This window comes from Brevibacterium sp. HMSC24B04 (assembly GCF_001806835.1).
Lineage (GTDB): Bacteria > Actinomycetota > Actinomycetes > Actinomycetales > Brevibacteriaceae > Brevibacterium > Brevibacterium ravenspurgense.
This window is the reverse complement of the sequence record NZ_KV786087.1, coordinates 121817-130309: the sequence shown is the minus strand read 5'-3', so window position 1 is coordinate 130309 and position 8493 is coordinate 121817. Positions and strand designations below refer to the sequence as shown.

General features: G+C 61.9%; 6 protein-coding genes. 2 read left to right on the top strand and 4 right to left on the bottom strand.

What is annotated here, in order from left to right; genetic code table 11:
* Nucleotides 1–325 precede the first annotated feature (325 nt).
* Nucleotides 326–889: a hypothetical protein gene (locus HMPREF3092_RS05335; RefSeq protein ID WP_070424091.1), complete on the top strand. Its 564-nt coding sequence runs from the start codon at nt 326–328 to the stop codon at nt 887–889.
* Nucleotides 890–1466: 577 nt separating this feature from the next.
* Here the strand turns inward: HMPREF3092_RS05335 and HMPREF3092_RS05330 are convergent.
* Genes HMPREF3092_RS05330 through HMPREF3092_RS05315 form a run of 4 tightly spaced genes read right to left on the bottom strand, consistent with a single transcriptional unit; the run spans nt 1467 to nt 7291 of the window.
* Nucleotides 1467–3161 (bottom strand): ABC transporter family substrate-binding protein, encoded by a 1695-nt coding sequence (locus HMPREF3092_RS05330; protein WP_070424090.1) that lies wholly within the window; start codon nt 3159–3161, stop codon nt 1467–1469.
* A gap of 23 nt (nt 3162–3184) precedes the next feature.
* A complete protein-coding gene (locus HMPREF3092_RS05325; RefSeq protein ID WP_070424089.1) occupies nt 3185–5344 on the bottom strand; it encodes an ABC transporter ATP-binding protein in 2160 nt (719 codons plus the stop codon).
* The gene (locus tag HMPREF3092_RS05320; RefSeq protein WP_231864054.1) at nt 5337–6314 is read right to left on the bottom strand and encodes an ABC transporter permease; all 978 of its coding nucleotides are present in this window, start codon (nt 6312–6314) and stop codon (nt 5337–5339) included. Before HMPREF3092_RS05320 ends, HMPREF3092_RS05325 begins: the two co-directional genes overlap by 8 nt.
* Entirely contained in the window at nt 6311–7291 is a 981-nt protein-coding gene (locus HMPREF3092_RS05315) for an ABC transporter permease (RefSeq protein ID WP_070424088.1), read from the bottom strand. Before HMPREF3092_RS05315 ends, HMPREF3092_RS05320 begins: the two co-directional genes overlap by 4 nt.
* Nucleotides 7292–7463: 172 nt before the next feature.
* Here HMPREF3092_RS05315 and HMPREF3092_RS05310 point away from each other — a divergent pair, with 172 nt between their 5' ends.
* Nucleotides 7464–8486 carry an alpha/beta hydrolase gene (locus tag HMPREF3092_RS05310; RefSeq protein WP_070424087.1) on the top strand — a complete coding sequence of 341 codons (1023 nt, stop codon included), beginning with the start codon at nt 7464–7466 and terminating at the stop codon, nt 8484–8486.
* Nucleotides 8487–8493: the final 7 nt, after the last annotated feature.

Here is an 8493-nt window from a genome sequence, read left to right as displayed (position 1 = left end):
GCGATGCTGGTCTCACGCTTTAATGCGTTTTTGCAGGTTAATGCAGCGCATTAAAGCGTGATTCTGCATTAGCGCGTGATTCTGCCTGGCTTGGCCGCCGGTTGGCGCTGGTTGGCTGTGTGGCAGAAGCATTGGCTGCTTTGGTTGGTGGCGGCGCGGCTCGCGATGCTGGTCTCACGCTTTAATGCGTTTTTGCGGGTTAATTGCAGCGCATTAAAGCGTGAATCTGCATTAGCGCGTGATTCTGCCTCGCTTGGCCGCCGGGGCACAATAGGGTGTTGGTTTTTGGTGGCGAGGTGCCGGCTGGCTCGGGAGGGCGACTGTTATGCCAGGTAAGACGACTGGCGGCGCTGTTGGCGACGACGTTTATCGCTCGAAGCTCAGTGTCGTCACGGCTGGTGCGCTCATCCTCGCCTCGGGAATCTTTTTGCTTGATGCTCTGCTGCGCGGAACAACCGCCCTGTGGCTCATTGCCGGTCCGGCGCTGCTGGCTGTGTGCGTGGCCGCGTGGGCATTCATCTATAAGCCGTGCCTGCGCCTGCGGGGCGACCATCTGGTGCTGCGCGGGCCGATGCGGGAAATCACCGTGCCCTACGCGGCTGTGCGCGATGTACAGGTTCGGTCCGTTGTGACAGTGACTACCGACGACCGCAGCTATTCAGCGTGGGCGGGGCCGGAACGCAATCGTCGCTTCGCGGGGGAGGATGCCGCTCACGATGCCGCGACTCTTATCCGCAGCCGAGCCGCCGACGCCCGCGGCGGTGCTGAAGTGACTGGTGGGGCTGCGTCGGAAAACTCCGACGGTGTGCGGGTGCGCTTCCTCTGGGTTCCGTGGGCTGTGTGCGCGGGGCTTGTTGCAGTGAGCGTTGTCGCCGCCCAGGTGCTGTAAGCCCGCCCGGCAACCGGACCCGTCCTTGCGAATAAACTCGCCCTCCGCCTCGTTGTTCGGCCCCGGTGGTGCAGATTTGCGGTGTAATGCGGTTTCACGGGTTAATGCGGCGCATTACGGCGTGATTCTGCATTAAAGCGTGAGTCTGGCACGTAAAGGCTGCGCTTCAACCGCCGGCAGCCCAACCCGCCCTTGTCAACAAATCCACCCTCTGCCTCGTCGTCCAACCAACCCTGCCAGCTCGTTCAGCCTTGGGGTGGTGCGGATTTGCAGTGTAATGCGTTTTCACGCGTTAATGTGCTGCATTACGGCGTGATTCTGTATTAAAGCGTGAGTTTGGACCGCTAAGGCTGCGTTTCAGCCGCCGGCAGCCCAACCCGCCCGGCAACCGGACCCGGCCCTGTCAACAAACCCACCCTCCGCCTCGTCATTTAATCGCTCCACCGGCACACAGAAGCGGGGCCCGGGTGTTTACCCGAGCCCCGCTTAAGCTCGTCAGCGTCAGCGCCAGCGCCTCAGCTTCAGCGTCAATGCGACTGCATCAGCGCCTCAGCCTCTGCATCAGCGCTTCAGCTGATCACTTCTTGTGGCCGACGATGGTCCAGTCCGTGGTTTCGAACTGTGCTGCACCGAGGTTCACGACATCTTCAGAAACACCGTGGACGGTCGGGGTGGCGTAGAAGGGGATCATGACCTTTTCAGCCCAGAACTGCTTGTCCATTTCGTTGGCCAGTTCGAGGCGCTTCTCCGGGTCAGCTTCCTTCTGTGAAGCCTTGACGGCGTCGCCGATGTCCTCGTTCGAAATGCCGAAGTAGTTCTGCTGGGATTCAGCCGGGTAGAACAGGTTCGCGCTCGTGGTGATCGGGAACGGGGTGCCCTGCCAGGAGAACGTCACCATGTCGAAGTTCTTCGGGGTCACGTAGTCGGTGAAGTATTTGTCAGCCGGGACGGTGTCCAGCTTGACCTTCATGCCGATCTTGTTGAGGTCGTTCATGACCTGCTTGGCGCGCTTTTCGTTCGAAGCGGTGTCAGCCGGAACGACAACCGAGAATTCGAGCTTTTCGCCGTCCTTTTCGTAAATTCCGTCGTCGTTCTTTTCGTAGCCGGCGTCCTGCAGGATCTTTTCGGCGTCTTCGGGCTTGTGCTGTGCCCAGCCGTCCGTGTTGTCCTGGTAGCCGTCCTGACCGGGCATGAACGTGTAGTTGTTCACGTTGATGACCGGAGCTTCAACGGGGCCGACAGCAGCCTGGCCGATGACGTCGCGGTTGACTGCCATGCCGATGGCCTCGCGGACCTTTTCGTCCTTCAGGCCCGGGCGGGTGGCGTTCATGGTCAGGTGCGTGTACATCAGACCGGTCGACTTGTAGATCTTCGCGTCGCCGCGGTTCTTAGCGGTTTCGTAGGCGTCACCGTCGGTGCCGATGTCAACGAGGTCGATTTCCTTGTTGGCGAAGGCCTGACCCTGCTGCGGCTGCGAGACCACGCGGTAGGTGATCTTGTCCAGCTTCGGCTTATTACCCCACCACTTGTCGTTCGGTTCCATCGTCACGGTCTTGGCGCTCTTGTCGAGCTTGGTTGCCTTGAACGGACCCGAAGCCGGCACGAATTCGTCCTTGAAGCCTTCGTTGAACTTCTTGGCGTCAGACGAAACTTCGTTCGGCAGCAGCGGGAACACGTAGTTCTGCCAGTCACCGAAGACACCGTCGTAGGTGATGGTGACTTCCTTCTTGTCGGAACCGACTTCAACGGACTTGATGCTCTCCCAGCCCTGGGTGGAAGCGACCTGGTAGTCCTCCTTCTTGCCATTGGTGGCTTCCCAGAAGGCCTTGAGGTCTTCACCGTCGATCGGGGTTCCGTCGTCCCAGACAGCGTCCTTGTTGTACTTCAGCTTGACCGTGGTCGGGTCGTCGCCGGTGAGCTCCATCGACTCGATGTAGTCAGGGTTCGCTTCAGCCTTGCCCTCAGCGTCGAGCTTGATGCCGCCGCTGACGGTCGGACCGTACATGTCGTTAACGTCGACGAGGGCGCCGTCAGCCTGGCTGATGTTGAAGTTGCCGGGCCATTCCGTCAGGGGGAGGGTCAGTTCGCCGCCGTCCTGAACTTCGTCGGCTTCGGCCTTCGTCATGTCGACGTTTGGCAGTTCAGGCTGATCGCCGCCGCCTTCACCGCCGCCAGCTGAGCCGCTGTCGCCGCTCTGGCATGCCGACAGCACCATCGCTGCCGCCGCTGTTGCGGCTACCAGGGCGCTCAAGCGCGTCTTCTTGATTGCCATGAGTTTCCTTTCTCCGGGGTCGTTCAGACCGTAGGGTGGCTTTTCTCCAATAGCCCGCTGTTTTCCGTGTGGTGGCACGCGGCTGCCGATTCCCCAACCTTGCGCAGTTCGGGACTGACCTCTCGACACTTGGCCTGGGCGTCAGCGTCGAGCAGCTTGTAGAGGGGGCAGCGCGACACGAACGCGCACCCCGTGAATTCCTGCGTGGGTGCAGGAAGATCGCCCTCCAGAAGCACCTGGGTGCGCTTGGATTCGACCTCCGGGTCTGGAACCGGTACAGCCGAAATGAGCGCACGCGTGTACGGGTGCTTGGGGTTTTCGTAGACGTCTGCCACGGGCCCGTATTCGATGATGCGGCCCAGGTACATAACGGCAATGACGTCGGAGATCTGGCGGACAACCGCGAGGTCGTGGGCAACGAAAACGTAGGACAGTCCCAGGCGGTCGCGCAGGTCTTCCAGCAGGTTGATGACACCGGCCTGAATCGACACGTCGAGTGCTGACACCGGTTCGTCCAGCACGAGCACCTTCGGGTCGGTGATGAGTGCTCGGGCAATGCCGATGCGCTGCTTCTGACCGCCGGAGAATTCGTGCGGGTAGCGCGATGCCATGCTGCGGTCGAGTCCGACCAGTTCCAGCATGTCGCCGACCCGCTTTTCGCGGTCTGCTGCTGCCACGCCGTGGGCGGTCAGCGGTTCGCCCACGATGTCGAGCACCGGCAGGCGCGGGTCGAGAGCAGCCGAGGGGTTCTGGAAGACGATCTGCACGTCCTTGCGCATTTCCCGACGCTGCTGAGGGCTTGCGCTTTCGACGTCGATGCCGTTGATGGTGATGGTGCCCGACTGGGGTTTCTTCATCTCCATGACCTGCGTGACAGCAGTCGACTTACCGCAGCCGGATTCGCCGACCAGGCCGAGCGTCTGCCCGGTCTGCAACTCAAAGGAGATCCCGTCGACAGCGCGGACGGTGCCCACGCGGCGGCGGAAAACAGCGCCTTTCGTCAACGGGAAGTGCTTGACGAGGTCAGTCACCTCGAGAACCTTTTCCCGACCCGAACGGTCGACGATTTCAACCGGTTCGGGCCGCGGGAAGATCTCGTGGGCTTTCAGCGCACCGGACTCGATTTCGTCAGCTCTGATGCAGGCCGCGAAATGACCCTCGGAGTCGACCACGGATTCCGCGGCTGCCACCTTGCCGTGGACCTCCTGAAGATCCGGTTCGATCTCAAGGCAGGCCTCGACGGCAATCGGGCAGCGCTGTGCGAACGGGCAGCCCTTCGGCAGCGCATTCAGCTGCGGGGGTCGGCCCTCAAGCGGCACCAGACGTTCCTTGCCGGCGGTGACAACGTTCGGCACGGACCGCAGCAGGCCGATGGTGTAGGGCATGCGCGGCCGGTAGAAGATGTCGTCAATGCTGCCGGTCTCAATGAGCTTCCCGGCGTACATGACGGCCACCTTGTCGGCGTAGCCGGCAACAACACCGAGGTCGTGGGTGATGAGGACGATGGCCGCCCCCGTGATTTCCTGTGCCTTGCGCAGAAGCTCCATGATCTGCGCCTGGATCGTCACGTCAAGTGCCGTTGTCGGTTCGTCGGCGATGATGAGGTCGGGGTCGTTCGCGATCGCAATTGCGATCATGGCTCGCTGGCGCATACCGCCGGAGTATTCGTGGGGGAAGGCGTTCGCCCGGTTTTCGGGGTCGGGAATGCCGACGATCCGCAGCAGTTCAACCGCGCGTTCCCACGCCGCTTCTTTCGACAGTTTGGGGTTGTGGATGATGAGTGCTTCCACAATCTGCTTGCCCACGGGGTGGACCGGGTTGAGTGCCGAAAGCGGGTCCTGGAAGACCATCGCGATGTTCGATCCTCGCAGGCGCGACATCTGGTGGTCGGTTTTGCCGATGAGCGATTCGCCCTTGTAGCGGATGTCGCCGCTGATCTGCGCGGTTGACGGCAGAAGCCCCATGACCGCGGTGGACGACACCGACTTACCGGAACCGGATTCACCGACGATCGCGAGGAACTCGCCTTTCTTCACGGAGTAGCTGACTCCGCGGACGGCTTGGACGGGGGCGGACTTCCGCTGGGGGAAGGTGACGGAAAGGTTTTCGACTTCGAGGACGGGAGCCTCGTCTACAGCACCGCCCGAGGCGGTGGTTTGGGTGGAGAGTTCGGTGTCAGCCACGGTTCACTCCTGAGGTGGGGTCGATGGCATCGCGCAGTGCGTCGGCGACGACGGACACTGCTGTCAGCAGCAGTACGAGGGCGGCGGCGGGGAACAGGAAGACCCAGGGGCGGGTGACCGCGCCGGAGGTTCCCGCCGAGAGCAGGGTGCCGATTGAAATGTCAGGCGACTGCACGCCCAGGCCGAAGAACGACAGCGACGTTTCAGCCAGCACGGCTCCGACCACACCGAGGGTGGCGTCGACAATGAGCAGCGATGCGATGTTCGGGATGATGTGGCGAACCAGGATTGTGGGTGTGCCAAGGCCCATGTAGCGGGCAGCCTGGACGAATTCGGCGTTGCGCAGTGACTTGGTCTGTGCTTTCACGACCTGCGCGGTGACCATCCACGCGAACAGCGCCACGATGATGATGATCGCGACCCACGACAGTCCCTTGAGTGCGGGGGCGAACAGCAGCAGGACGAAGAACGACGGCAACACCAGCATGAAGTTGATCAGCCAGTTGATGGCCATTTCGACCTTGCCGCCCAGGTAGCCGGCGAGCGAGCCCATGATGGCCGCGATGATGGTGCCGATGATGCCGGCGGCAAGACCGATGATGATCGACTTGCGCAGGCCGACGACCACCTGGGCGTAGATGTCGTAGCCGTCGGTGTCGGTTCCGAACCAGTGTTCGGCCGACGGCGCCTTGTTGAGGTTGAAGGCGTCCTGATCGTTCGGCCCGTAGATGTTGAACATGTTGCCGAACACGGCGAACAGAACCATGAACGCAAGGATCGAACCGCCGATCCAGAAGCGCGGTGATGAGAACAGCCTGCGGAAGATCAGGCGGGTTCGGGAAACCGGCTTGGCGTCGGCAACTGTCTTCAGGGCGTCTTCGCCGATGTTGCCTGCCGGACGTTCGATGTCTGCGGTCGGTGCTGCGTTGATTGAGGGGTCTGCGTTGTGCGCGGTTTTCTTGTTCATCATGACCTCACTCGGGGGTCGAGCGCGGCGTAGAGCACTTCTGACAGCGTGGAGGAGATCAGAACGAGCACTGCCGCGAAGAAGGTGGTGCCGGCGGCCGCGTTGATGTCGGAGCCGGTGATGGAGTCAAGGGCCATCTGTCCCATGCCGTTCCAGGAGAAGATGATCTCCAGGAACGTCGAGCCGGCGAGCATGGTGCCGAAGCTGTACGCGAAGTACGTGGACATGGGGATGATGGCGACGCGCACGCCGTGCTTCCACAGCGCGGTTTTGCGGGTCAGCCCCTTCGAGCGGGCCGTGCGAATGTAGTCGGCTCCCAGGACGTCGAGCATCATTGATCGCTGGTAGCGGGAGTAGATGGCCGCACCGAACACGACGAGCGCGATGGTGGGCAAGAGCATGTGGGATATCGTGTCGGCCACTTGCGGCCAGAAGCCGTGCACCCCGGGCGTTGCCGGCCCCACAAATCTGATGAGCTGTGTGCCCACCGCATTGTTGAATCCGGTCGCGAGGATCATGAGGATGATGCCCAAGACGAACGTCGGGGTTGCGTTGATGACGTAGGTCAGCGCAGTGATGATGTTGTCGGAGGCCTTGTACTGGCGGACTGCGCCCCACACGCCGACCGCCACACCCAGGAGGGCGCCGAGGATGCTGCCGACGATCAGCAGGCGCAGGCTGACAACGGAGCGGCCGAGCATTTCGGTCAGCACGGGCTGTCCGCCTACCGTCAGGCCGAAGTCTGCGTGGAAGAGGATGTTGGTCGCCCAGTTCCAGGTGCGGGTGATGAGCGGGGTGTCGGGGTTGACGCCGAGTTCATCGAGTTTGGCGGTGATGGTGCTTTCGGGAAGTGGGGGATTCTTACCGCGGTAGCGCTTCGCCGGGTCCATAAAGCTGGAGGTCAGCATGTACGCGCCCGTGGTTGCCAAGGCCGTGAGGATCACGTAGTTGACAACCCGCCGGAGGATGTAGGCGATCATCTGGTCTCATTGGTGTCGGGGACATTCGTCAGGGGGTGCCCGATGTTCTTCAATCTCGGCACCAGTGCCGTGATTTGAAGCACATCAGATGCATCGATAGTAATGCAAGTCACGGAGCTCTGTGGCCGAATCCTCAAAAAACCGTTAAAAAACCCTGCAGTAAAGTTGAGTCATGGAAACCTGCGAATGGCAGCGGGACATCCTCGGTCCCGGTTTTCAGCAGCTCGCCCTTCCGCTTGCCGACGGGCAGAGAGCGACACTTGTCCGGTGCGATTCGGCACTTGATGCGGCACTTGCGGCAGAGCGCGTGCCCGAAGACGAATCGGGAAGTCAGCCGGCAGGGGAAAATTTCCTGCGCGACACAGCGGTTCTCTACCTGCACGGCTGGTCAGACTACTTCTTCAACCGCCGTTTGGCGCGCCTGTGGACGAGCTTCGGTGCGCGGTTCTACGCCTTGGACCTGCGGGACTACGGCCGTAACCTGCGGCCCGGCGATCCTGACCAAATGCCCGGCTACATCGATGACCTGGCGGCCTATGACGAAGAGATTGAGGCCGCGCTCGCCATCATCAGCGCAGAGAATCCGACTAGTCGGACAGTTCTTGCGGCGCACTCCACTGGAGGGCTCATTGCGGCACTGTGGGCCAACAGAAATCCGGGTCGGCTTAAAGCCCTGGCCCTCAACGCGCCGTGGCTTGAGTTTCAGTTCTCTGCCGCGGCCCGGCGGATCACCACCCCATTCCTGGGAAGCAGCAAGCGCAAGGAGAGGGCGCCTCGTGCACTTCCGCTGGCCATCCCGAACTTCTACGTGCAGGCGGCCAGCGAGAATCACGGCGCCCCGCCGTGGGATCTGGCGCTCAAACCGCCGAACGGCTTCCCGGTTTACGGGCAGTGGCTGCGCGCGATCTTCGATGGGCACGAGGAGGTGGCAGCCGGCTTAGACATTCAGGAACCGGTGCTCGTGCAGATCTCCCAGGAAAGCTTCCGTGGTACCTCGTACACGACGAAGATGGCGCATTCGGACATTGTGCTGGACGTTGATCGGATCGCCCGGCGCGCCGTCAGGCTGGGCCTAGAAACCGTGCTGGCCCGCGTGCCGGATGCTGTTCACGACGTGTTTCTGTCCGACCGTGGGGCTTTCGATGTTGCCGCCGAGCAGCTGCGCCGCTTTGCTCGCGGCTACATCGCCGGCTGACCCTCGC

Coding starts and splice junctions, on each gene's coding strand:
- HMPREF3092_RS05335 (WP_070424091.1), top strand. CDS start 326: ATGCCAGGTAAGACGACTGGCGGCGCTGTTGGCGACGACGTTTATCGC.
- HMPREF3092_RS05330 (WP_070424090.1), bottom strand. CDS start 3,161: ATGGCAATCAAGAAGACGCGCTTGAGCGCCCTGGTAGCCGCAACAGCG.
- HMPREF3092_RS05320 (WP_231864054.1), bottom strand. CDS start 6,314: ATGATGAACAAGAAAACCGCGCACAACGCAGACCCCTCAATCAACGCA.
- HMPREF3092_RS05315 (WP_070424088.1), bottom strand. CDS start 7,291: ATGATCGCCTACATCCTCCGGCGGGTTGTCAACTACGTGATCCTCACG.
- HMPREF3092_RS05310 (WP_070424087.1), top strand. CDS start 7,464: ATGGAAACCTGCGAATGGCAGCGGGACATCCTCGGTCCCGGTTTTCAG.